The organism is Serratia sp. FDAARGOS_506 (genome assembly GCF_003812745.1).
Classification (GTDB): Bacteria; Pseudomonadota; Gammaproteobacteria; order Enterobacterales; family Enterobacteriaceae; genus Serratia.
In genome coordinates this window covers 2,846,316-2,869,625 of the sequence record NZ_CP033831.1, presented here as the reverse complement: position 1 = coordinate 2,869,625, position 23,310 = coordinate 2,846,316, and the positions used below count along the sequence as shown (strand labels likewise).

Here is a 23,310-nt window from a genome sequence, read left to right as displayed (position 1 = left end):
CTATTGTCACACAGACCGTCGGCGGCGTCAGCCCGAGTTACGCCTGCGGATCGATCATCGAGGCCCGCCCTGCGCTGAACGACCACTCGTCCAACTGGGTGGTGGTGATCACCACCATCACATCCTCGGGGCGCAGCCGCAGGTTTTCCGCCAGCAGCGCCGCCAGCCGCCCGTAGAAGCGCCGCTTGGTATCGGTGTCGCGCGGTCGCCCGGCGGTGATGTAAAACAGCACGAAATCCGCGCTGCGCGGCCCGCCGAGATAATCGCGATCGTAGATAAGTTCACCGGGGCGGTATTGATCGATCACCTGAAATTTGTCCGCCGGCGGCACCTCAAAGGCCTCTACCAGCGCCTGATGCAGGCTGTCGGACAAGGTTTGCAGATAGTCGGCGGACTTGCCCTGGTGCAGAGCGATACGGCTAAACGGCATTGGGCACCTCCGGTTCCAGCTCACGCAGGCGCGCCACGGCCGAGGCCGCCGCGGGCCAGCCGGCGTAGAACGCCAGATGGGTGATGAGTTCGGCCAGCTGCTGACGCGTCACGCCGTTGCGCTGCGCCAGCTGCAGGTGAAATGGCAGCTGTTCCACGCGGTTGAGCGCCACCAGCGCAGCGACGGTGATCAGGCTGCGCTCACGCGGGCTCAGCGCCGGCCGCTGCCAAATATCGTCAAACAAAACGCGGTCGCTGAGCTGCGCCAGCTTGGGGGCAATATCGCCGAACGCCTGTTGCCCGGCCTGGGATTCTGATGGCATTACACTCTCCTGTCAGTTGCGGATAACCTTAAGCTACCCGCCACGACGACAGGTGAAAATCGGGATTTTCGGCAGTCTCGGTTCAGAAAAACGGGAGGGTTCCCCGCCGGGCGGCGGGGAGGATTCACGATTTCAGCGGGGCAACGCCGTCGAACTGAGCGCTCAGCAGCGCATTCAACTCCGGCCGCTGTTCCACACGTTCAGCGATGGCGTACAGCCGCGGACAGTGTTGCCGGAACCACGCGCGCCCCGGCCGCCAGTTGCACATCACGGCCACGTACAGATCCAACGCGCTGAAACTCTTGCCGAGAAACCACGGGCCCGCTGCGCCGGCGGCGGCGTTCAGCTGCTGCAATAAACGCTCGCGATAACCCATCACCGCGTTTTTCAGCTGTTCCGCCCCCGCCGCCTGCGGCTGCCAGCGCTGCGGATGGTCTGCATAGGTGAAGGTGGGGTAAATCTCCGCGTTGATGAACAGCAGCCAGCGCAGAAAACGCGGCAACAGCGGCGAGCCGCCGGGTGGCGCCAGTTCGGCATGCGGTGCGCGATCGTGCAGCAGCAGAATAATCGCCGCACTCTCCGTCATCACTTCGTCATTGAGCAACACTAAGGTGGGCACCTGACCCAGCGGGTTCAGCGCCAGCAGGCGATCGCGCTCCGGGCCGTCCTGCGTGTAGTCCACCTCCTCATAGCCCCAGGGGAAAGCGGTCAGCGCCAACGCAGCGGCCACGATCGTCGAGCCGCAGCCCTGCGTACCGAACAAAGTATAAGTATCGTGCATGATTCCTCCCGCAGCGGAACAAGGTATCGGTAACTGTAGACCAGCCGCCGACCGTCGGCAGAAGAAAAAATTCACCCTTTGCGCGACTTTTTTAATCGTTCGACATGAAAATGAATTTTTTGTCATAAATAGATCACATTACTACGGTAAAAATTCTCCGCCGCAAACAATCAAGCGGCACAGTAAAACAGCAATGCAACTGATGATAAGCGTCTTTCAATCGAATAAAGCAGGGTAACTCATGAAACGTAATCTTCTGGCCGTTATTATTCCGGCACTTTTACTTGCGCAAGCGGCACAGGCAGCAGAAATCTACAATAAAGACGGCAACAAACTCGATTTTTACGGTCGTGTGAAAGCCCTGCATTATTTCTCCGATGATGCCGGCAACGACGGTGATAAAACCTACGTCCGTATCGGCTTTAAGGGCGCGACCCAGATTAATGACATGCTGACCGGTTACGGCCAGTGGGAATATCAGATCGCCGCTAACCATTCTGAATCAGACGGCACCAAAGACACTAAAACGCGTCTGGGCTTCGCCGGTCTGAAATATAAAGACCTCGGTTCTTTCGATTACGGTCGCAACTACGGCATTATTTACGACGTCGGCGCCTGGACGGATATGCTGCCTGAATTCGGTGACGATGCTTACGTCAAGACCGACAACTTCATGAACGGCCGCACCAACGGCGTTGCCACTTACCGTAATAACAACTTCTTCGGTCTGGTCGACGGCTTGAAATTCGCCGTGCAGTACCAAGGCAAGAACGAAAACGACGGCCGCTCCGCCAGCAAGGCGAACGGCGACGGTTGGGGCCTTTCCTCCAGCTATGAAATTATCGACGGCCTGAGCGTGGGCGCCGCCTATGCCTCTTCCAACCGTACCGCCAGCCAGAAAGCGGGCACCTTCGGTAAAGGCGACAAGGCCGATATCTGGGCCGCCGGTCTGAAATACGACAACAACGATGTCTACCTGGCTGCCACCTACTCGGAAAGCCGCAACATCGCGCCTATTTCCGGCACCGCCACCATCAATAACCGCTCCACCTCCGTCAGCGGTTTCGCCAATAAAGCGGAAGGCCTGGAACTGGTTGCGCAATATCAGTTCGACTTCGGTCTGCGTCCATCGCTGGGCTACGTTCAGCAGAAAGGCAAAGATATTGAAGGCGTCGGCGATGCCGACCTGGTGAAATATATCGATGTCGGCGCGTACTACTATTTCAACAAGAACATGTCGACCTATGTCGATTATAAAATCAACCAGCTCGACAGCAATAACAAGCTGGGTCTGAAAGACGACAACGTGATTGCCGTCGCCCTGACCTACCAGTTCTGATGTGATGAATGAATAACCACCACTGCAAACTTTAGCATCACTTGATACCCAGAGTTTTATTTCGCCGGGCGGCTGCGTCCGGCTTTTTGGTTTTTATTTTCCCGCCAACGAATTCCCCCGCTTGCCTTGCAAAACAAACGGGTCTACATGTATAGCTTTCCCCCGAGCGGAATCAGCCATGCATAACGACGGACGCTTCGACTACCACAATGCCTTGCGCTACAGCAGCGACGAGCTGGCGAAAATCCTCAACCACTGTTTTGAAAACTACATTGTGCGCTTCTCGCTCGACGGGCCGACCTTCGCCGCCCGTTTCGGCGCTGAGGATCTCAGCCTGAACGACAGCCTGATCGTCACCCACCGTAATGAACCGGTGGCGGTGGCGCTGATCGCCCGCCGCGGCCGACACAGCCGGGTCGCTGCCTTTTCCGTGCGCCCGGAGATGCGCGGCCAGGGGCTGGGCAAGGCGCTGATGCAGCGGCTGGTGGCCGATGCCCGCCAACGCGGCGACCGGCGGCTGTCGCTGGAAGTGATCGAAGGCAACGAAGCCGCGCTGGCGCTGTATCATCGCAGCGGACTGCGCATCGTGCGCACCCTGACCGGCCATCAGGCGCCGGCGGAAGTGCCGCCAGGCACGGTGGAGCTGCAGGCGGTCGATCCGCTGATCGTCAGCCATCGCCTGACGGCGGAAGGCGCCACCGACCTGCCCTGGCTGATCGCCCCCGAATCGCTGTTCAAGCTGCCGGGCAAACCGCGAGCCTATACGATCAATCATCAAGCCTACGCCGTGGTGATGCCCGGCGCCGAGCACTGCTGGCTGCGCCTGATCTACGTGCCGCCGCAGCACCGCGGCCAGGGGCATGCGCGCACCTTGCTGGCCGCCCTGCAAACGCAGTTCGCCCCTTTGCCGCTGACCGCCAACGTCTTTGTACCCGAGGTGGCGGCCCCCTTCTTTACGCATCTTGGCTGGCGGCAGGATCCCCTGCGCCAGTTCGAGATGGATATGCTGCTGGACAGCCCACAAGAATAAAACCGAGAGAGATAACGATGGCAGGAAAACAGGCAAGGAAACTCACCCTCGGCGCGGCGGTCGGCGTCGCGCTGCTGACGTTGGCCGGTTGCGCGCAGCCGCCACACACCGACGCCCAGGCCCAGCAACGGCTGGCGGATCAGTCGGTGCTGGCGGTGAACTGGTTCCAACAGTCCGGCGAATACCGGGCGTTGGCGCATCAGGCATTCAACAGCGCGCAGCGCGCCTTCGATCAGGCCAAGACCGCGCCGGGCCGTAAAAAGGCGGTGGTGGTCGATCTGGATGAAACCATGCTGGACAACAGCGCCTACTCCGGCTGGCAGGCACAGCAGGGCCAGCCGTACGACGGCGCTACCTGGGCCAAATGGACGCAGGCCGAACAGGCCGGCGCGGTACCGGGCGCGGTGTCGTTTGCCCGTTACGTTAACACCCATCAGGGGACGATATTCTACGTATCGAACCGCAAGCAGAGCGAGTACGCCGCCACGGTGGCCAATATGCAGAAGCTCGGTTTCACCGGCATGTCGGAAAAGACCGTGCTGCTCAGCACCGACACCTCCAATAAGCAGGCGCGCTTCGACGCCATCAAACAAGCCGGCTATGACATCGTGGTGTACGCGGGCGACAACCTGAACGACTTCGGCGCCGCGACTTACCACCAGGACAATGCGCAGCGCCGGGCGTTCGTCAGCGAAAACCAGGGCAAGTTCGGCACCGAATTCATCGTGCTGCCCAACCCGATGTACGGCGATTGGGAAAGCGGTCTGGCCCGCGACTACAACAAACTGACGCCGCAGCAGAAGCTGCAGGTGCGCCAACAGGCGATCAAAGCCTGGAGAGAGCGCTAAACCTCACAGCAGTTTGTACATATAGCAGGTGGCCTCCAGCGCCCCGCCGTCGCTGGCGCGGGCGTATTGCGGGATGTCACCTGCCGCTTCGAACCCCAATTGGCGGTACAACCCCTGCGCCGCGCTGCCGCTCAGGGTATCCAGCACCAACAGGCTGCGGTGATGGCGTGCCGCCAACGCCTGCACTTCCTGCATCAACAGCCGCGCGACGCCCTGCCGCCGCGCCTGCGGGTGCACCATCAGCTTGACCACTTCCGCCCGGTGGCAGCCGTTGTCCGGCATCGCCAGCAGCAGCTGCACGGTGCCGACCGGCCGCCCGTTCGCGAGCGCTACCAGCATCGCGCGCTCTCCCCGCGCCAGAGCCGGCAGCAGCCCCTGCCAAAACGCCCGCGCCTTCTCCAGCGTAAAAGGCATGACAAAACCGATGCTGGCGCCGTGCGCCACGCTGGCGTGCAGCATCTCGGCCAAGTCGGCCACGGCGTTTTGCGCCGCGTCGGCGTCCCACTGTTGCAATTCAATCATGGCTATGGCCTGCAGATAACGAGCGTGTAATGGGCCGGCTCATCGCCGGGGACATGGAAACGGGAAGCGCCAAACAGGCGGTAGCGCAGGCAATCGCCGGGCGACAGCCGGAAAACGCGCCCTTCCAGCGTCAGCTCCAGCTGCCCGGACAGCAGCCAGAGGTGATGCTCCAGCGCCGGAATCGACGGCAGGTCGTAATCGATCTGCGCGCCGGCATCGAGCCGGGCTTCGATAAATTCGGCCTTATACAGCGCGGCAGGCGGGGAAACGGAGCGACGGTGAAAACCGCTGGCGCGATCGGCCCATACCGGCTGTTGCGGTAGCCGCAACAGCTCCGGCGGTTCGTCTTCGATTTCGCTCAACAGGCGCGACATGGTCAACCCGTAGGCGGCGCACAGTCGGTTCAGCAGCGACGCCGTCGGACTGGTTTCTGCACGCTCCACCCGCGAGAGCGTCGCCCGGCTAAGGCCGGTGCGCTGCGCCAGCTCCTCCAGCGACCATCCCTGCTGCTGGCGCAAATCCGCCAACCGCTGCGCCAACCTCAGGTCGGCCGTCTCCAAACCGTTATCCATCGCTCACACTCCGCTAAAAATCCCATATAAGAGAAATAATCTCAAATTAGAGATATAGCAAGCGAATTTTAAAAAATGCCGCGCAGCACGATGAATATCAGCATGGTGTGCGGAAAGAGCGACAGCGCAGATAAACCGGCCTACTCGATGAGAAGCCAGTTAACTCTCACGCGAGGGCGGGTTTTGTACAAAATTGCCCGTCTCGGCGCCCGGCGGCGCGATCGCCGCGCAGCGCCAGGCGCTGAATACCGCCAGCAGCGGCGCCAGCGCGAACGCCAGAAACAGCCAACGCGCCGCCGATGCCGCTCCCGCCGCGCCGCCCGGCTCATTCAGCCCCGCCAGATTGGCGATCATCCCGGCCAGCGCCGCGCCGAATGCGGTGGCGAACAGCTGCACCGTGGTAATGGAAGCGCCGGCGATGTCTTTGTCCGCTTCGGGCGCCACTTGCAAAATGCGCGTCAGCAGGTGCGGCCAACCGAAGCCGATGCCGAACCCCACCAGCGCCAGCGCAATGACGATCGGCGCCAGCGCCTGCCAGTGGCCGCCGGACGGCACCGGCATCAGGATCGCCAGCGCCAGCAACCCTACCAGCACGAACAGCGGCCCGCTGACGATCGCCCGGCGAACGCCCGCCCCGCGCCAGCCGGAGCTGAGGATCTCAGACAGCGTCCAGCCGGCGGCCATGGTGGCGGCGATATAGCCGGAGATCAGCGGCGACTGGCCGTGCAGCAGCTGCAGGAAATAAGGCACGAAGATTTCGCTGGTCATGCCGATCGTCAACAAAGTGATGGTGATGTAGAGCGCCGCCAACGATGAGCCTCGCCGCAGCGCACCGTGCGGTAACAGACGAGCCCGCGAATGCGCTTCGCGCTTCAACAGCCACGCCATCAGCAGCAGCGAGAGCGCGATACCCGCCAGATTGATCCAGGGGCTGTGCGCCAGGCTGCCGGCGGACACCACCAGCACCGCCACAGTCAGCAACAGCAGCTGCGCGGTCGGCAACGGCGCGGCCGCCTGCTGCGCTTTGCCCTTGGGCAGTATCAGGAAGGTAAACGCAGCATACAGAGCCATGATCGGCAGCAGTATGCCGAAGGCCCAGCGCCAGGCGTGCAGCTCGGCGAAAATGCCGCCCACCGCCGGCCCCACCAGGGTGGCGATGCCCCACATCGCCGAGATGAGCGCCATGGCGCGCGGCCACAATCGCTGCTCGAACACCAGATTGATCATCGCGTAGGAGAGCGCAAAGATCAGCCCGCCGCCGAAGCCCTGCACCGTGCGGCCGATCAGCATCACCGGCATGTTCGGTGCCAGCGCGCACAGCGCCGCCCCGGCGATGAAGAACAGCGAAGCCACCAGATAGGCGCTGCGCGCACCGTAGCCGCTGAGCAGCCGGGCCGACAGCGCGGAACCGAGGATCGACGCCACCACGAACAGCGTGGTGTTCCAGGCGTAGAGGCCCAGCCCGCCGATATCCTGCACCACCGAGGGCAGAATGGTGGTGGCGACCAGAATATTGATGGCATGCAGCGCTACGCCGAGCGAAAGCGCGATCGCACTGGCCGCATTTTTGCCGGAGAAAAGGTCGCTCCAGCGGCTATCGTCATGGGTTATCACGGTTGTCGTCCTGTTTTCAGAGGAATGGCATTGAGTTGGTCATGAGATTGCGTTAAATTTAACAAGAGTTATCTTGGAATAAGTTAGGGCGAGGCGGAGAAATATGTCAAGAATAAACTTGGAAAATGGCGGCAGCACCGCACAGTCGGTCAGTGACCGCTTGCTGACGCTATTGAAAACCCGCGGCCCGCAGCAAGCTTCTGACGCAGGAAAGGTGCTCGGCACCACCGGTGAGGCGGCCCGTCAGCAGTTCGTCAAGCTGGCGAAAGAGGGGTTGGTCGAAGCGGTGGCGGAAACGCGCGGCGTGGGCCGCCCGGTGCAGCTATGGCATTTGACCTCGGCCGGCAACGCGCGCTTTCCCGACACCCATGCGGATCTGACGGTGCAGCTGCTGCGCACCGTGCGCGACAAACTGGGCGAGAAAGCGATAGACGTGCTGATCGAGACTCGCGAGCAGGAAAACCGCATCAACTACAAGCAGGCGATGATCGGCGCCGCTGATCTGCGGGAGCGCGTGGCGCGTCTGACCGAGATCCGCTGCCGCGAAGGGTATATGGCCGAATGGCGCCAGGAGGAGGACGGCTCCTATCTGCTGGTGGAAAACCACTGCCCGATCTGCGCCGCCGCCGCCGTCTGCCAAGGCTTCTGCCGGGCGGAGCTGAGCATCTTCACCGAAGTGCTGCAGGCGCAGGTGGAGCGCGCCGAACATATCCTGGCCGGCTCGCGCCGCTGCGCCTACCGGATTTCGCTCCTGTAACACCGTTTTTTGCCCGCGTTTTCAACCGGTACAGATTATTCTGCTTGTGCACCCCGCACCTTCCCTTCTAAGGTTGAATTAACGAACATTCTGACAAACAGCGGGCCGCGCGCCCGCTCTGACAAATCCGTCGGCGCTTCGCGCGCTGCGGCAGAGTAACCCCACGGGAGTTGAACGATGAAGAAGCCGCATGCCGGATTCTGGCTGGCGACGCTGGGACTGAGCGTCTGCTGGCTGCTGGCGCTGCTGACTCGCGATCGGCTCAACGGCATCCTGCTGGCCGGCGCGGCGCTGGCGCTGATCTTTACCCCTGCCGCCCGCCGCAAAGGCGCGGCCCTGGCCGCCCTGGGCGGTATCGGCATGGATGGGCTGTGGAGCTACAGCGGCGTGCTGCACTACAGCGGGCAACACGGCCTGCCGCTCTGGACCATCGCACTGTGGATCGGCTTCGGTTGCTGGTGGTATTGGCTGCTGGACGTGGTCAGAGCGGCGCCCTGGCCGCTGGCGGTGCTGGGCGCTATCATCGGCCCCTTCGCCTACGTCGTGTCCTGGAAGCTGGATGCCTTGCTGCCCGGCGTACCGCCGGAGTTCATGCTGCTGCTGCTGGCCATCGGCTGGTCGATTTACCTGCCGGCCGTCAGTTGGCTGCAGTGGAAACGACGGGACAGTTGAACGGCTTGCGGCAGAGGGGAAAAATAATGCCGAAAGCCATTGCTTATCCGTTGCCCGATCGGGTTTACTGAGCGTTCTAATAATAATCATCCCTGCAAAAACACAATCCCTATGCTTAGCCAACAAAGCCGTCGCGTCCTGCCGTTGATCGGGGCGTTGTTCACGTTATATATCGTTTGGGGTTCTACCTATTTCGTCATTCGCCTCGGCGTCGCGCAATGGCCGCCGCTGATGATGGCCGGCATTCGCTTTCTGATCGCCGGTATCGTGCTGTTCAGTTTCCTGGCCTGGCGCGGCCACGCGCTACCGACGCCGAAGCAGTGGCTGGCCGCCGGCGCCATCGGCATTCTGCTGCTGGCGGTGGGCAACGGCCTGGTGACGGTGGCAGAACACCAGCATGTGCCGTCCGGCATCGCCGCGGTGATGGTGGCGACAGTACCGCTGTTTACCCTCTGCTTCAGCCTGCTGTGGGGCATGCGCAACACCAGGCTGGAATGGGCGGGCATCGCACTCGGGCTGGTGGGCATCGTGCTGCTTAACACCGGCAACAATCTGGTGGGTAACCCGACCGGCGCACTGCTGATTTTGCTGGCGTCGGCCAGCTGGGCCTTCGGCTCCGTATTGGGATCGCGCATCTCGCTGCCGGCCGGGCCGATGGCCGGCGCGGCGGAGATGCTGGTCGCCGGCGTGGTGCTATTGGTCGCCAGCCGGCTGAGCGGCGAGCACCTGACTCAGATGCCGAGCGCCAGCGGCTTTCTGGCGCTGGGGTATCTGATCGTCTTCGGCTCGATGCTGGCGATCAGCGCCTATATGTTCTTGTTGAAGAACGTGCGCCCGGCCGTCGCCACCAGTTACGCCTACGTCAACCCGGTGGTGGCGGTGCTGCTCGGCATCGGTTTTGCCGGCGAATCGCTGGCGCCGCGCGAGTGGCTGGCGCTGGCGATCATCGTGGCGGCGGTGGTGCTGGTGACGCTGGGGAAATACCTGTTCGCCCGCCCGGCCAGCGTGCAGGCCATCAACAGCGAACGGCAGTGATCACAAAGGGCGGTCCGTGGGCCGCCATTAAAAACGATTCTTGTTTCACCCGGCGAAGGGGCTATAATTCCCGCTGTTCCAAGCAACCTGCGAAATTATCCCTATGCTGAAAAAAGCGTTCGTCATCGTCATCGCCCTGTGCGCCTTCGGTTCTTTGGGCGGCGTATTCCTCGCCGGGCTGAACATCTATACCCGTTCTACCACCCCGCACGAAGAAAGCGCGCCTGCCGGAGATGCCGCCGCCACGCCGGCGCAAACCGAAACCCTTCAAGCCAAGTGATCGTCCATCCAACGCTGGCAGCGCTGCTGTAAAAAGCGCTGCAGCTGCCTGACGCGTTCCGACACCTGCGAACGATGCGGGCAAACCAGATTGATCGGCACCGCGTCGCTGTGCCATTCCGGCAACAGCAGCACCAGCCGCCCGGCGCGAATGTCGGCCACCACGTCGATCGCCGACTTGCGCACCACGCCGTGACCGGCCAGCGCCCAGCGCCGCGCTACCTCACCGTCATCGGTAATCGCGGCGGGTTATCTGCTGGCGATGGAGAACGGTTTCATTACCGGCAGCGTGATCGACATCGACGGCGGCGGCCTGTTGTAACGGCGGCTAGAGCGCCGTCACGCCCTGCGCGGCGGCCTGCTGTTCCAACACGGTGATAATCTGGTAGGCCGAGCGCGGCACCAGGCTGAAATCGCCGATCAGCAGGCGGTCGCTGACCGCCTCATCCAACATCGCCCGGGCGCCGGCGCGCAGGATGTCCACCTGTTCCGGCGGCGTGCCCGCCGCAGTGATCAGCGGTAGGCCGGGTACCGCCGCCGTGCGGCCGATGATTTTCAGCCCCTCCAAGGCCTGCGGCTGCGCACGGCGCAGCAGTTCCATGCTGATCGAATCGATGGCGGCGATATCCGCCTGCCCGCTGCGGATCAGCTTCAGCGACTGATAATGCGCGCCGGAGGCAATCGCCGCACCGAAGAATTTCCCGTCCTGCGCCAGCGGCGCGATCAGCGCGCGCAGGCCGTTGTAGCCGGATTGGGAATCGGTGCTGTTATAGGCCACCGTCCGGCCGCGAAAATCTGCCAGCCGCTCGCCGGGCTCGTCGGCGCGTACTACCAGCCAGCTGCGGTAATTCGGCCCGTCGCACCCTTCAACCCGGTAATGGTAGGTGCCGATCAGCTGCACCTGCGGCAAGGTGCTGACCAACGGATAACCGCAGGTTTGGCTGAGCAGCAGATCGTCGCGCCGCCAGTGCTGCGCCAGATCGTCCGGCCAGCTGAGCCGCTCCGGCGCCGCCGGCAGCCCCAGCCGCAGCAGCTTGTCGCGCAATACCTGCCAGAAGGATTCGGCCTGCTCCCGGCCAACGCCGTACATCGGTAGAGACACCTGCATCATTTCCTCCTTACCCCGCCGGAGTAGTCGCCAGCGTCTGCTGACGCCAGGCGGTGAGATAACGCACCCAACGTTCGAACAGCATATCGGTGATAATAGCCAACAACGCCACCACCGCCGCGCCCTGGATCACATAGGCGGTGTTAAAGCCGCTCAGGCCGATGATGATCGGCGAGCCGAGTGTCTTGGTGCCGACGGTGGAAGCGATGGCCGCCGTGCCGATGTTGATGATCACCGACGTGCGGATCCCGGCGACAATCACCGGCGCCGCCAGCGGCAATTCGACCCGCCACAGAATTTGCCAGGCACTCATCCCCACGCCGCGGGCAATCTCGCGCGTGGCCGGCGGCACCGACTCGATGCCCGCCAGCGTGCCCTGCAGGATCGGCAGCAGACCGTACAGCACCAGCGCAATGATCGCCGGCTGTTCGCTGAAGCCCATCACCGGCACCGCCACCGCCAGCACCGCCACCGGCGGAAAGGTCTGCCCCACCGCCACCACCGTTTCCACCAGAGAACGAAACTCCCGGCCGCTGCGCCGGGTCACGGCCACGCCGGCCGCCACGCCGAGAGCCACCGCGATCAGGCTGGAGATCGCCACCAGCGACAGGTGCGCCCCCACCAGCGCGATAAAGCTGTCCTGCTGATAAATGGGCCGCTCCAGATCGGGGAACCAGGCGGCGAACAGGCCGCGCAGATGATCCATGCCGAACACCAGCGTCAACAGCAGCGCCAGCGTCCAGGGCAGCGGATCGCGCAGCAGGCGCCAGATGCGCCCGCTCATGACAGCACCTGCCCGGCGATCAGATCGTTGAAGTGCAAAACCCCCAACGTTTCGCCCCGTTCATCCACCACCGGCAGGCAGTCGCTGCCGCGCGCCACAAACACCGACAGCGCCTCACGCAGGCTCATGGCGGCAGCGATCGGCTCGCCCTCGGCGGCACCGGGCCGCACCCGCTCCGCCACCGTCCCCAGCGACAGCAGCTTGATGCCGCGATCGCTACGCCCGAAGAAATCCCGCACGAAGTCGTTGGCCGGCGCGGTCAGCAGCGCCAGCGGCGTGCCCTGTTGCACCACCCGCCCCTGATCGAGCAGCACCAGGCGATCCGCCAAGCCCAGCGCTTCGTCAATGTCGTGCGTCACCAACACGATGGTGCGGCCGGAGAGCTGATGGATGCGCGCGATCTCCGCCTGCAACGCCGCACGGGTGACCGGATCCAACGCACCGAACGGTTCGTCCATCAGCAACACCTCGGGATCGGCGGCCAGCGCGCGCGCCACTCCCACCCGCTGCTGCTGCCCGCCGGACAGCTGATGCGGGTAGCGGCGGCGAAACAGATCCGGCTCCAGATGCAACAGCTCCAGCAGTTCGGTCACCCGATCGCGAATGCGCGCGCGCGGCCATTTCAGCAGCTGCGGCACGGTGGCGATGTTCTCCTCCACCGTCCAGTGCGGGAACAGACCGATCGACTGGATCGCATAGCCCATGCGCCGCCGCAGATCCTGCGGGTTGAATGACTGGATCTCTTCGCCGGCAAAGAGAATCTTGCCCCGATCGTGTTCGATCAGGCGATTGATCATTTTTAATGTCGTGGACTTGCCGGAACCCGAGGTGCCGATCAGCACGGTGAATTCGCCCTCGGCGATGTGCAGCGTGAGATCGTCCACCGCCGGCTTGCCCTGAAAAATTTTGCTGACTTGCTCAAAGTGAATCATCGGCGCGATACGTCCAGGATTGAAACCCAAAATTTAAACAGCGAATCGACGATGACCGCCATCATGACTACCGGGATCACCCCCAGCAAAACCAGATCCAGCGCGCTGCTGAGCAGCCCTTGAAACACGATGGCGCCAAAGCCGCCGGCACCGATCAGCGCCGCCACCACCGCCATACCGACGGTTTGCACCGCCAGGATGCGCACGCCGGTCAGGAACAGCGGCAGCGCCAACGGCAGCTGCACGCGCAGGAAGATCTGCCCGCGCGTCAGCCCCATGCCGGTGGCGGATTCGATCACCCCGGCCGGTACGCTTTGCAGCCCGGCCACCACACTGCGCACCAGCGGCAACAGCGCATACAGCACCAGCGCCACGATCGCCGGCGCCATGCCGATGCCGCTGACGCCATGTTCCGCCAGCCATGGCACCGCCGTCGCCAGCCCCGCCAGCGGCGCGATCAGCAGGCCGAACAGCGCGATGGACGGCACGGTCTGGATAATGTTCAGCACGGAGAAAATCGGCCGTTGCCAGCGCTCTGAGCGAAAACACAGCATCCCGAGCGGCAGACCGATCGCCAGCGCCGGGGCCATCGTCGTCAATAAAATGGTCAGGTGCTGCAGCAGCGCGGCGTCAAACACCTCCTGGCGATTGTGGTACTCCTTCAGCAGCGACAGCTGATCGAGCTGATGCCCGAATAGCAGCAGCGCCGGCGGCACCAACATCAGCGCGTTGCCCAACATGCGCCACAGGTGCGTCGCGGTGATGCGCGCCATGGCGTCGGCGGCGATCAGCAGGCTCAGCGCCATCATCAGCCAACATCCGCTGCCCCAGGAGGTGCGCGCCAGGCGCGATCCCTCCTGCGCCAGGCGCTCGGCGGCCTGCCCGCTGACCCAGAAGACCAGCGTCAGCACCCCGCAGGCGGCCAGCGCCGCCAGCAGCGCCCGACCCCGCGTCGGTGGCAACAGGCTGAGGATCGCCAACACCGCCAGCGGCAACAGCAGCCACAGCGCCGGGCCGTGCAGCAGGGAGAACAAGGAGAGGCTTTTGCCCGACAACAGACGATTGGGGGCATAACTGAGGAATGGCAGGCCGAAAGCGGCCAGCAGCAACAGCATGAACAGCGTCAACAAGACGCGATGTTTTACGGCGATAGTCAAAGAAACGCTCCGGCTCCCTCGGTTTACCCCCTCCCCCGACGACAGAGGGGGCACCTCGGCATTATCCCTTAACAAACCCTTTCTCTTTCAGGTAAGCGGCCGCCACCTGTTTGGCGTCCTGGCCCTCCACGGCGATCTGCGCGTTGAGTTTTTGCAGCGTCGGCCCGTCCAGCGAGGCGAACACCGGCTTCAGCAGCTCAGGCAGATTGGCGTGCGCCTTCAGCGCCGCTTCGCGCACGATCGGCGCCGGCGCGTAGATCGGCTGTACGCCTTTCGGGTCCGCCAGCGTCTGCAGGCCCAGTGCTGCCACCGGACCATCGGTGCCGTAGGCCATCGCCGCATTGACGCCGGAGGTCTGTTCCGCCGCCGCCTTGATGGTCACCGCCGTATCGCCGCCGGCCAGGGACAGCAGCTGATCCTGATTCAGTTTGAAACCGTAGGCGTTCTGGAACGCCGGCAGCGCATCCGGCCGCTCGATAAATTCCGCCGAGGCCGCCAGCTTGAATTTGCCGCCGCCGTTGATCCACTTGCCGAGATCCGACAGTGTCTTCAGGTGGTTGGCCTCCGCCACGTCCTGACGAATGGCGATGGTCCAGGTGTTGTTGGCCGGCGCCGCGTCCAGCCAGACGATTTTGTTTTTGTCGTAGTCGAGCTGTTTCACCTTCTCGAAGCCGGCCTGGGCGTTCTTCCACGCCGGATCTTTCTCATCGGAGAAGAAAAACGCGCCGTTGCCGGTGTATTCCGGGTAGATGTCGATCTCGCCGGACGTGATGGCGCCGCGCAGCACCTTGGTGGTGCCGAGCTGCAGCTTGTTGGTGGTCTTGATGCCGTTGGCTTCCAGCACCTGCACGATGATGTTGCCGAGCAGCGAACCTTCGGTATCGATTTTGGAGCCGACGCGCACCGAGTCGGCCGCCTGCGCCAGACCGCCGGTGGCCAGCAAGGCCAGCGCAACGGCAAAGGAACGTCCGCGTGATAAGGTGATTGCCATACTTTTCCTCTGGTTATACGTTTTCCGGCTCATGGGCCAGTTAGGTTGGAAAATCCTGAGAAACGCGCTTCCAGCGCGCAATAAATTTTTCCGCTGGCAGGGCATCGCCTTCCCTCTGCGGTTCACCGGCGCGCAACGGATGCACACCGACGTCGAGCGGCGTCAGAGCGTAATCGCGCAGCCACTCGCCGTAGCCTTGCGCGACAAACCCCTGGCTGCGCCGCTGATACGCCTCGCGCTCCGCCAGATAGACTTCGCGCAAACCATACCAGGGCAGGCCGGGCAGATCGTGATGCACTAAATGGTAGTTCAGATTGAGAAACAGCAGCCGCCACGGCCAGCCCGCCTCATTAATAATAGAACGTGCCTGCGGTGCGTCCACGGCGCGATGCTCAAAAAACGATCTTACCTTGGTCAGCGCCAGCGCCGGGTAGCTGATGGCCAGCAGGTAAAACGCCGCGCCGATACCCTGCGCCTGCAGCCAGTTCAGCAACATCGCCAGCAGCGACAGGTGCACTCCCCACATCCCCCAGGTGCGCCACTCCCCAGAGGCAAGCGCTTTCACCGCCCCGGCCAGGGTCGCGGCGATATCCAGCGCCGGGCCGAGGAGCACCCGGCCGATCAGCATATTGCGCACGGCGGCCAGCAGCGGCAGCAGGCGGGGATAGCGCCGCCACTGCGCGGCGCTGAAGTAATAACTTTCGGGATCTTCGTGCGGATCGGTCAGGTGGTCGTTGCGGTGATGGCGCAGATGCGAATCGCGATACAACCCGTAGGGATACCACACCGCCAGCGGCAATAGGCCGAACAGCTGATTGACGCGCGGCCAGCGCGTCGGATGGCCGTGGATCAGCTCGTGTTGCAACGACATGTACCAGGTGGTCAGGAGAATCAACAGCGGCGCGCCAAGCCACGGGCCCAGTGTTTGCCACCCCAGCGCCACGGCGAACCAGCCGCCGTACACCGCCGCCATGATCCCCCAGGTGGGCAATTCCAGCCGCCAATGCCGGCGCCGATAAAGCTGCCTGATTCGTTCGCGCTGTTCGGGATGCAAATAGTGGGCGTGGGACATGCTGCGGCTCGCGGTGAGAGATTTTCTCCCAGTATCCGTGAGCCGTAGCGGCGTTCAAAATAACGAAAATGGCAAAGCTAAGTGAAAATTCAGCGGGTTGCGTACGCGTAAAAGCGAAAAAACGGGCCGCGGAGGCGGTAATATCAGTCAGTTAAACCTGACTGGCATTTTTTATCCCATCTTTTTGTGTTTCGTGTAGTCTGAATTGCCGTAAATATCCGCATTTCTCTGTGGCCAACATGAACGGCCCCTGGCTCGGTCGAGGTGCAGGAGTCTCATGATGCACCTCTCATTTATCGACCGAAAACAACACGAGTACTTCATAAAAACGCTAACTGACAAGCATTAACCGCGCCGGGGGCCCGTCCGTGATATCCCATCAAGGAACGAAATCGAGCACCACGGCGTTGAACAGCGCGTACTCGGTGGCGGTGGCCATCGGTGGAAACTGCGCGTGCTGCACAGCCGCGCTCGCCGCTGCGCACAGGGGCGCGTCGCCTCTTACTACCTTGCTGCTCGCCAGCTTGCCATCCGGCCGCAGCCGAATGCTGATGGTGCAGCGTTGGCCGCGCGCGTGTTCAGGCAAACGCAGCTCGCGGCTCACCGCGTTATGCACCCGAACCGGATAGCTGAGCGGTACCGTGGCCTGCGACTCGGCCTGCGGCTCCGGCAACGGGATGCCGGCCTGACGCCCGGCGCCGCAGCCGCTCAGCAGCAACAACGCCAACAGGCTTAGTGTTTTTTTCATTCCCTATGTCCTTATTGGGGATTTATCTTTATCGTGCGGCCCTCACTGCGCCGCCGGGTAAGCCTCACCGTCGTCCGCATAACGCTGCAGCCGCTCGCGCCACCACTTGGCCGCCAGACCGCTGGCGCTTTCCCGCCAGCCGAAATAGGCAACGTCGCTGCAGCGCTCAGATTCAACGCGTTTCGCCACCAGTTCACCGCTGTTCAGGTAAGGTTCCGCCAGAGAACGCGGCAGATAGCCGCAGCCCAACCCGACCAATTGCGCCTGCAGCTTGGCGTCGAAGCCGAAGACCGTCAGCGTATCCTGCTCTTCCAGCAGATTCAGGCTCTGCGGCGCGTTGACCCGCGAGGTGTCGCGCACCACCACCGCCCGGTGCTGACGGATTTCGTCCTTCGGCAACGGTTCCGGCAGCGCCGCCAACGGATGCTGCGGCGCGACGGCGAACACGTAATCCAGCTGCCCCAGCCGGCTGAACGCATAGCCCACCCGGGACGGCGGCTCGCAGATGGCGCCGATGATAATGTCGGCACAACCGTAAACCAGCGATTCCCAGGAACCGGCCAGCACCTCGTGGCTGAAACGCAGCCGGGTATGGTGATGCTGCCGATAAAACTCGTCGATCAGCGGCAACAGGCGGGCAAACGGGAAGGAGGCGTCGATCCCGAGCGTGATCTCGCTTTCCCAGCCGTTCTCCACGTAACGCGCCTGCTGTTCCAGATCCTGTGCCGCCCGCAGCAGCACCCGGCCTTTTTCCAGCATCAGCTTGCCGGTATCGGTGAATTTCGCCCGGTGGCCGGAGCGGTCCAGCAGGGTGATGTCGAGATCGTTCTCCAGCTTTTGCACCATATAGCTGAGCGCCGAAGGGGTTTTAAACAGTGCGGCGGCCGCGGCGGCGAAAGATCCGTGCCGGTCCAGCGCGTCCAAAATCAGCAGCGCTTCCAGGTTTAATCTCATGCTTTCTCCCGTGTATAAAAAAACTCAACAAGTCGGCAAAAATTCTGCGGTATCTTTGAAATCGCCCTCTGCCTACCATGGGTTTTATCGGCGTTACACTCATCAGATGTTCAACCGAAATATCACTGGGAAGGTAAATTATGTCAAAGTTTCAACTACTTGATAAAGACAACTCCGCACTGATTTTTATCGACCATCAACCGCAAATGGCCTTCGGCGTGGCTAATATTGATCGTCAGCAACTGAAAAACAACGTTGTTGGCTTGGCGAAGGCGGGCAAGATTTTCAACGTGCCAACCCTTTTCACCTCGGTCGAAACCGAAAGCTTCAGCGGCTATATCTGGCCGGAACTGCTGGCGGTACACCCTGAAATCACCCCGATTGAACGCACCTCGATGAACTCCTGGGAAGACGCGGCCTTCGTTAAAGCCGTGGAAGCCACCGGCCGCAAAAAGCTGGTGATCTCCGCACTGTGGACCGAAGTGTGTCTGACCTTCCCGGCGCTGATGGCGCTGGAAGCCGGTTATGAAGTGTATGTGGTCACCGACACCTCCGGCGGCACCTCCGTCGATGCGCATGAGCGTTCGATCGACCGCATGGTGCAGGCCGGCGCCGTGCCGGTGACCTGGCAGCAGGTGCTGCTGGAGTACCAGCGCGACTGGGCGCGCAAAGATACCTACGACGCGGTGATGGCGCTGGTGCGCGAACACAGCGGCGCGTACGGCATGGGCGTCGACTACGCTTACACCATGGTGCACCACGCACCGGCGCGCACGGTGAAATAATCCCCTTTGCCCCGGCCCTGCGCCGGGGTATTTTCAGGAGTCGGTATTATGGCCCATCCGCAGCATGTCACGCTGGTGATCACCCACCGTTTGGCGCCGGGGAACGAACAGGCCTATGAGGCCTGGCTGAACCGCATCATGCCCGATGCCGCAGGCTTCACCGGCCATTTGGGCGTCAACGTGATTCGCCCTTCCGGCGACGAACAGGCCTATACGGTGTTGGTCCGCTTCGACAACCTCGACAACCTGTACCGCTGGATCCACTCGCCGCTGCGCAAGCAATACATCGAAGAAGTCACCCCGCTGTTGCTGGATAACGACCATATCGAGATCCGCCCCGGCGCGGAGTTCTGGTTTACCCCACCCAGCCCCAGCGTCAGCCAACCTCCCCAGTGGAAGCAGTTCATCATCACCCTGCTGGTGATCTTCCCCTCCACCAATCTGGTGCCCTGGTTTTGGGGGTTGGTGGTGCCGCAGCTGGACGGCACGCTGCTCGGCCATTTTCTCAATGACGCCACCGTGGTCGCCTTGGTGGTGTACCTGTGGATGCCCATCGTGACTCGCGTTTTTCATCAATGGCTGACCCGCCGCTAGGCGGTTCGCCGGGAGAATGTTATGAACCACCACGCTTCATTGATCATCACCAACGGCAAGTTTCACACCGTCGATCGCCAAAATCCTACCGCACAGGCTGTCGCCATCCGCGACGGCAAGTTTCTGGCGGTCGGCAGCGAAGGCGAAGTCATGCAGCACGCCGGGCCGGAAACCCAGGTGATCGATCTGCACGGCCACACCGCGATTCCGGGCCTCAACGACTCGCACCTGCACCTGATCCGCGGCGGCCTGAACTATAACCTGGAGTTGCGCTGGGAAGGTGTGCCTTCGCTGGCCGACGCGCTGCGCATGTTGAAAGAACAGGCGCTGCGCACGCCGACCCCGCAGTGGGTGCGGGTGGTCGGCGGCTGGACCGAATTCCAGTTCGCCGAGCGCCGCATGCCGACGCTGGACGAGATCAACCAGGCGGCGCCGGACACGCCGGTGTTCATTCTGCACCTCTACGATCGCGCGCTGCTCAACCGCGCGGCGCTGAAGGTGGTCGGCTACACCAAAGACACGCCTAACCCGCCGGGCGGGGAGATCCAGCGCGACGCCAACGGCAATCCGACCGGCATGCTGATCGCCAAACCCAACGCCATGATCCTGTACGCTACGCTGGCGAAAGGGCCGAAGCTGCCGCTGGAACAGCAGGTCAACTCCACCCGCCAGTTTATGCGCGAGCTGAACCGCCTGGGCCTCACCAGTGCCATCGACGCCGGCGGCGGCTTCCAGAACTACCCGGAGGATTATCAGGTGATCGCCGAGCTGCACGAGAAAAAGCAGCTGACCATCCGCATCGCCTATAACCTGTTCACCCAGCGACCAAAGCAGGAGCTGGAAGACTTCGAGCTGTGGACCGACATGCTCAAGCCGGGCCAGGGCACTGACTTCTATCGCCACAACGGCGCCGGCGAGATGTTGGTATTCTCCGCCGCCGACTTCGAAGACTTCCTGCAGCCGCGCCCGGATCTGCCGCCGGGCACCGAAGACGAGCTGGAACGGGTAGTGCGCCATCTGGTCGAACATCGCTGGCCGTTTCGCCTGCACGCCACCTATGACGAATCCATCAGCCGCATGCTGGACGTGTTCGAGAAGGTGAACCGCGACATTCCGTTCAACGGGCTGCACTGGCTGTTCGACCACGCCGAAACCATTACCGAACGCAATATCGAGCGGGTTAAGGCCCTGGGCGGCGGCATTGCGGTGCAGCACCGCATGGCGTTCCAGGGCGAATATTTTGCCGACCGCTACGGCATCGAAGCCACCAAGCATACGCCACCGGTGGCGAAAATGCTGGCGGCCGAGCTGCCGGTCGGGCTGGGCACCGACGCCACCCGCGTCGCCAGCTACAATCCTTGGACGGCGCTGTACTGGCTGGTCTCCGGCCGCACCGTCGGCGGTATGGCGATGTACGATGACAGCGCCCGGCTGGATCGCGAAACGGCGCTGATGCTGTGGACGCAAGGCAGCGCCTGGTTCTCCACCGAACAGGGCAAGAAAGGCCAGATCAAGGTCGGCCAGCTGGCGGATGTGGCGGTGTTGTCGCAGGACTATTTCAGCGTGCCGGAAGAGCAGATCAAAGGCATCGAGTCGGTGATGACGGTGGTGGACGGCAAGGTGGTTTACGCTGCCGGCAGCTTCTCGCCGCTGGCGCCACCGCCGCTGCCGGTGCTGCCGGAGTGGTCGCCGGTCACCCAGGTGCCGGGCCACTACCGCTCCGCGCCGCCGGCGGCGGCCAAAGTCGGCGTGCTGAGCCAGGCGCACCAATGCTGTGGCCCGTGCGGTGTACACGCGCATCAGCATGACATTGCGCGCCGCTCCAGCATCCCGGTGTCGGACGAGAATGCCTTCTGGGGCGCGTTCGGCTGTTCGTGCTTCTCGTTCTAAGCTGCCAGCCCAGCAACTCATTAGGAAACTAACTTAATAAGCTACCAGGCTAGCAAGATAATAAATTAATGGCGCTGTCCGCAGGAGAGCGCCATTTCATTTTCAATCGCGGTTAATATCCAGCCAGCGCCGCTGCTCGGCGGAGGCGGCTATCGCATCCAGCACGCAAGACACCTTCCAGCCTTCTTCAAAGTCCGGCCACATGCGATCGCCCGCGGCGATGCCATTGACCAGATCGCGGATCTCCACCGTCTTCTGATCGTTAAAGCCGATGCCGTGCCCGGCGCTGATGCAGAACGCCGCGTAGTCCGGGTGCTTCGGCCCCACCAGCAGCGTCTTGAACCCCTGCCGCTCCGCCGGTTCATCGTGCCGATACAGCTTTAACTCCGCCATCCGTTCCTGGGTATAGCTCAGCGTGCCCTTGGTGCCGGTGACCACATAGGTGAGCCCCATCTTGCGCCCGCAGGCGATGCGTGACGTTTCCAGGGTGCCCATCGCTCCGCCGGCGAAACGCAACAGCGCGCTGGCCTGATCTTCGTTTTCCACCGGCAGCAGGCGCGCCGGGTCTTGCGGATCCGGGCGCTGCTTGATAACGGTCTGCATATCGCCGGAGACCGCCACGATATCGCCCACCAGGTAGTGCGCCATATTGACGATGTGCGCCGCCAGATCCCCCAGCGCGCCCAGCCCGGCACTGGCGCGGCGGCAGTGCCAATCGAGCGGCGTGCGTGGGTCGGCCAGATAATCTTCATTGTGGGTGCCGTAAAAATGCACCACTTCGCCGATTTCGCCGTTGGCGATGATCTCGCGCGCCAGCTGGCTGGTCGGGTTCTTCATGTAGTTGAAACCGACCAGCGTTTTCACGCCCTTGGCGCGGGCGGCCTGCACCATCTCCGCCGCGTCGGCGGCGTCCAGCGCCAGTGGCTTTTCCGAATACACGTGCTTGCCGTGGCGGATCGCCTCAAGCGCCATCTCTTTGTGCAAGAAGTTGGGGGCGCAGATGTCCACCACGTCGATCGCCGGATCGGCCACCAGTTGCCGCCAATCGCCGGTCGAACGCGCAAAGCCGAACTCGCCGGCGCGCTGCGCTGCCAGCTCGGGCGTCACTTCCGCCAACATCTCCAGCACCAGCTCCCCTTTCAGAGGAAAGACCGTGGGGGCCTGCGCATAGGCGATAGCGTGACAACGCCCGATATAACCGGTGCCGATTAACCCAACGCGTACCTGTTTCATCATTTTCTCCCGTGATCGAAATCCTGCGTAGAATCAGGCGCCGTTCAATGAAACGCGCCGTCTGATAACGGGTTTATATGGAATATAAATTTCAATAACAAGCACACGGGAAAATAAAGTTCATATTCGTGATGTCGTTCATGAAACGTTGATGGGATGATGCAACGAAGAAAGCCGGACACGGTTTACCGTATCCGGACGAGATAAAATGAACCGTTTATTTCATATCAAGCTAAGCCGTTGGCGCCGTGCTGCACGTAGCCGGGGCGTTGCAGCAGGCGCTGCTGATAGGCCGCCAACGCCGCATAATCCGGCCGTTCGAATGGCGTCATCAGCCAGCGATTCAGCGACAGCCCCAGCACCACGTCCGCCAGCGTGAAGGCGGAGCCGGCGGCATAAGGGCCATGCTGCGCCAAATGCCTGTCCAGCAACCCCATCAGCCGATTCCACTCGCACTCGGCGGCAGCCAGGCGGGCGGCATCCTGAAAATCTGCATGCCCGCGCACCCGCGACATGAACACATAGCGCCAGGCGCCGTTCAGATCGGTGGCCTGCCAATCCATCCACATCTCCACCGCCGCGCGCGCGCCGGGTTCCTGCGGCAGCAGATCGCGGCGCCCTTCTCGCCCGACCAGGTAACGGCAAATGGTGTTCGACTCCCACAGCACTCGCTCGCCGTCGATTAGCACCGGCACCAGGCCGTTCGGGTTAAGCGCCAGAAACGCCGGCTCCTGCGTGGAGCGAAAGCCGCTGCCCCAGTCCTCTCGCGCCAACGGCAGCCCCAGCTCCTGGCAGGTCCACAACACCTTGCGCACGTTGATCGATGAAGCCTTGCCCAATAGTTTCAGCATTCGCTTTCCT

26 protein-coding genes and 2 pseudogenes are annotated in these 23,310 nt (G+C 62.6%); 11 read left to right on the top strand and 17 right to left on the bottom strand.

The window, feature by feature from the left end; translation table 11 throughout:
* Positions 1-37: 37 nt before the first annotated feature.
* The 3 genes from EGY12_RS14000 to EGY12_RS13990 all read right to left on the bottom strand — a co-directional run bounded on the left by EGY12_RS14000 (position 38) and on the right by EGY12_RS13990 (position 1,533).
* Positions 38-430, bottom strand: a complete 393-nt coding sequence (locus EGY12_RS14000; protein ID WP_123894253.1) for a tautomerase family protein — start codon at positions 428-430, stop codon at positions 38-40.
* Positions 420-752 carry a carboxymuconolactone decarboxylase family protein gene (locus EGY12_RS13995; protein WP_123894251.1) on the bottom strand — a complete coding sequence of 111 codons (333 nt, stop codon included), beginning with the start codon at positions 750-752 and terminating at the stop codon, positions 420-422. The genes EGY12_RS14000 and EGY12_RS13995 overlap by 11 nt, the downstream gene beginning before the upstream one ends.
* 124 nt (positions 753-876) lie before the next feature.
* Entirely contained in the window at positions 877-1,533 is a 657-nt protein-coding gene (locus tag EGY12_RS13990; RefSeq protein WP_123894249.1) for a glutathione S-transferase family protein, read from the bottom strand.
* Positions 1,534-1,774: 241 nt separating this feature from the next.
* Between EGY12_RS13990 and ompC the strand changes: the two genes are divergently transcribed.
* From ompC to EGY12_RS13975, 3 genes are all read left to right on the top strand, one after another.
* Positions 1,775-2,872 carry a porin OmpC gene (gene ompC, locus EGY12_RS13985; RefSeq protein ID WP_123894247.1) on the top strand — a complete coding sequence of 366 codons (1,098 nt, stop codon included), beginning with the start codon at positions 1,775-1,777 and terminating at the stop codon, positions 2,870-2,872.
* Positions 2,873-3,050: 178 nt separating this feature from the next.
* On the top strand, positions 3,051-3,902 hold the full coding sequence (locus EGY12_RS13980) for a GNAT family N-acetyltransferase (RefSeq protein WP_123894245.1): 852 nt from the start codon (positions 3,051-3,053) through the stop codon (positions 3,900-3,902).
* 17 nt (positions 3,903-3,919) lie between these two features.
* Entirely contained in the window at positions 3,920-4,750 is an 831-nt protein-coding gene (locus EGY12_RS13975; RefSeq protein WP_123894243.1) for a 5'-nucleotidase, lipoprotein e(P4) family, read from the top strand.
* Positions 4,751-4,753: 3 nt separating this feature from the next.
* On the opposite strand, the gene EGY12_RS13970 is transcribed toward EGY12_RS13975, so the two are convergent.
* The 3 genes from EGY12_RS13970 to EGY12_RS13960 form a co-directional block, all read right to left on the bottom strand.
* Positions 4,754-5,272: a GNAT family N-acetyltransferase gene (locus EGY12_RS13970; protein WP_123894241.1), complete on the bottom strand. Its 519-nt coding sequence runs from the start codon at positions 5,270-5,272 to the stop codon at positions 4,754-4,756.
* A gap of 2 nt (positions 5,273-5,274) precedes the next feature.
* Complete coding sequence (locus EGY12_RS13965; protein ID WP_123894239.1) at positions 5,275-5,844, bottom strand: helix-turn-helix domain-containing protein; 570 nt, start codon at positions 5,842-5,844, stop codon at positions 5,275-5,277.
* A gap of 159 nt (positions 5,845-6,003) precedes the next feature.
* Positions 6,004-7,458: an MFS transporter gene (locus EGY12_RS13960; RefSeq protein ID WP_123894237.1), complete on the bottom strand. Its 1,455-nt coding sequence runs from the start codon at positions 7,456-7,458 to the stop codon at positions 6,004-6,006.
* Positions 7,459-7,561: 103 nt separating this feature from the next.
* Here EGY12_RS13960 and EGY12_RS13955 point away from each other — a divergent pair, with 103 nt between their 5' ends.
* The 4 genes from EGY12_RS13955 (at position 7,562) to EGY12_RS23370 (ending at position 10,202) form a co-directional block, all read left to right on the top strand.
* Entirely contained in the window at positions 7,562-8,215 is a 654-nt protein-coding gene (locus EGY12_RS13955; protein WP_123894235.1) for a metalloregulator ArsR/SmtB family transcription factor, read from the top strand.
* 177 nt (positions 8,216-8,392) lie between these two features.
* Positions 8,393-8,887, top strand: a complete 495-nt coding sequence (locus EGY12_RS13950) for a DUF2878 domain-containing protein (RefSeq protein ID WP_123894233.1) — start codon at positions 8,393-8,395, stop codon at positions 8,885-8,887.
* A 111-nt stretch (positions 8,888-8,998) separates the two neighbouring features.
* The gene (gene yedA, locus EGY12_RS13945; RefSeq protein WP_123894231.1) at positions 8,999-9,922 is read left to right on the top strand and encodes a drug/metabolite exporter YedA; all 924 of its coding nucleotides are present in this window, start codon (positions 8,999-9,001) and stop codon (positions 9,920-9,922) included.
* Positions 9,923-10,025: 103 nt separating this feature from the next.
* A complete protein-coding gene (locus EGY12_RS23370; protein WP_016928550.1) occupies positions 10,026-10,202 on the top strand; it encodes a hypothetical protein in 177 nt (58 codons plus the stop codon).
* Here EGY12_RS23370 and EGY12_RS13940 read toward each other — a convergent pair.
* A pseudogene (locus EGY12_RS13940) lies at positions 10,190-10,438 on the bottom strand (LysR substrate-binding domain-containing protein); the annotation flags it as partial. The gene EGY12_RS23370 and the pseudogene EGY12_RS13940 sit on opposite strands and share 13 nt — an antisense overlap.
* Before the next feature lies 1 nt (position 10,439).
* On the opposite strand from EGY12_RS13940, the pseudogene EGY12_RS23560 reads away from it, so the two are divergent.
* Positions 10,440-10,523 (top strand): annotated as a pseudogene (locus tag EGY12_RS23560) (dehydrogenase); the annotation flags it as partial.
* Between the two features lie 6 nt (positions 10,524-10,529).
* Here the strand turns inward: EGY12_RS23560 and EGY12_RS13930 are convergent.
* The 8 genes from EGY12_RS13930 to EGY12_RS13895 all read right to left on the bottom strand — a co-directional run bounded on the left by EGY12_RS13930 (position 10,530) and on the right by EGY12_RS13895 (position 17,947).
* Positions 10,530-11,291, bottom strand: a complete 762-nt coding sequence (locus tag EGY12_RS13930) for a phosphate/phosphite/phosphonate ABC transporter substrate-binding protein (RefSeq protein WP_123895599.1) — start codon at positions 11,289-11,291, stop codon at positions 10,530-10,532.
* A gap of 28 nt (positions 11,292-11,319) precedes the next feature.
* The gene (locus EGY12_RS13925; protein WP_123894229.1) at positions 11,320-12,093 is read right to left on the bottom strand and encodes an ABC transporter permease; all 774 of its coding nucleotides are present in this window, start codon (positions 12,091-12,093) and stop codon (positions 11,320-11,322) included.
* The gene (locus EGY12_RS13920; RefSeq protein WP_123894228.1) at positions 12,090-13,025 is read right to left on the bottom strand and encodes an ABC transporter ATP-binding protein; all 936 of its coding nucleotides are present in this window, start codon (positions 13,023-13,025) and stop codon (positions 12,090-12,092) included. The genes EGY12_RS13925 and EGY12_RS13920 overlap by 4 nt, the downstream gene beginning before the upstream one ends.
* Positions 13,022-14,176 carry an ABC transporter permease gene (locus tag EGY12_RS13915; RefSeq protein ID WP_305792272.1) on the bottom strand — a complete coding sequence of 385 codons (1,155 nt, stop codon included), beginning with the start codon at positions 14,174-14,176 and terminating at the stop codon, positions 13,022-13,024. The genes EGY12_RS13920 and EGY12_RS13915 overlap by 4 nt, the downstream gene beginning before the upstream one ends.
* 67 nt (positions 14,177-14,243) lie before the next feature.
* A complete protein-coding gene (locus EGY12_RS13910) occupies positions 14,244-15,173 on the bottom strand; it encodes an ABC transporter substrate-binding protein (RefSeq protein ID WP_123894224.1) in 930 nt (309 codons plus the stop codon).
* Between the two features lie 40 nt (positions 15,174-15,213).
* Positions 15,214-16,245 (bottom strand): fatty acid desaturase, encoded by a 1,032-nt coding sequence (locus tag EGY12_RS13905; RefSeq protein WP_123894222.1) that lies wholly within the window; start codon positions 16,243-16,245, stop codon positions 15,214-15,216.
* A 379-nt stretch (positions 16,246-16,624) separates the two neighbouring features.
* A complete protein-coding gene (locus EGY12_RS13900; RefSeq protein WP_123894220.1) occupies positions 16,625-16,993 on the bottom strand; it encodes a cell envelope integrity TolA C-terminal domain-containing protein in 369 nt (122 codons plus the stop codon).
* A gap of 42 nt (positions 16,994-17,035) precedes the next feature.
* Positions 17,036-17,947, bottom strand: a complete 912-nt coding sequence (locus EGY12_RS13895; protein WP_123894218.1) for a LysR substrate-binding domain-containing protein — start codon at positions 17,945-17,947, stop codon at positions 17,036-17,038.
* A 140-nt stretch (positions 17,948-18,087) separates the two neighbouring features.
* Here EGY12_RS13895 and EGY12_RS13890 point away from each other — a divergent pair, with 140 nt between their 5' ends.
* From EGY12_RS13890 to EGY12_RS13880, 3 genes are read left to right on the top strand one after another with little or no spacing between them, the layout of a single operon-like run.
* A complete protein-coding gene (locus tag EGY12_RS13890; protein WP_004939390.1) occupies positions 18,088-18,732 on the top strand; it encodes a hydrolase in 645 nt (214 codons plus the stop codon).
* Between the two features lie 48 nt (positions 18,733-18,780).
* Complete coding sequence (locus tag EGY12_RS13885) at positions 18,781-19,326, top strand: antibiotic biosynthesis monooxygenase (RefSeq protein ID WP_123894216.1); 546 nt, start codon at positions 18,781-18,783, stop codon at positions 19,324-19,326.
* 21 nt (positions 19,327-19,347) lie between these two features.
* Positions 19,348-21,216, top strand: a complete 1,869-nt coding sequence (locus tag EGY12_RS13880; RefSeq protein ID WP_123894214.1) for an amidohydrolase — start codon at positions 19,348-19,350, stop codon at positions 21,214-21,216.
* Between the two features lie 102 nt (positions 21,217-21,318).
* Here EGY12_RS13880 and EGY12_RS13875 read toward each other — a convergent pair whose 3' ends face one another.
* Both EGY12_RS13875 and EGY12_RS13870 read right to left on the bottom strand, forming a co-directional pair.
* Positions 21,319-22,449, bottom strand: a complete 1,131-nt coding sequence (locus tag EGY12_RS13875; protein ID WP_123894212.1) for a Gfo/Idh/MocA family protein — start codon at positions 22,447-22,449, stop codon at positions 21,319-21,321.
* 227 nt (positions 22,450-22,676) lie between these two features.
* Positions 22,677-23,300 (bottom strand): glutathione S-transferase family protein, encoded by a 624-nt coding sequence (locus tag EGY12_RS13870; RefSeq protein WP_123894210.1) that lies wholly within the window; start codon positions 23,298-23,300, stop codon positions 22,677-22,679.
* Positions 23,301-23,310: the final 10 nt, after the last annotated feature.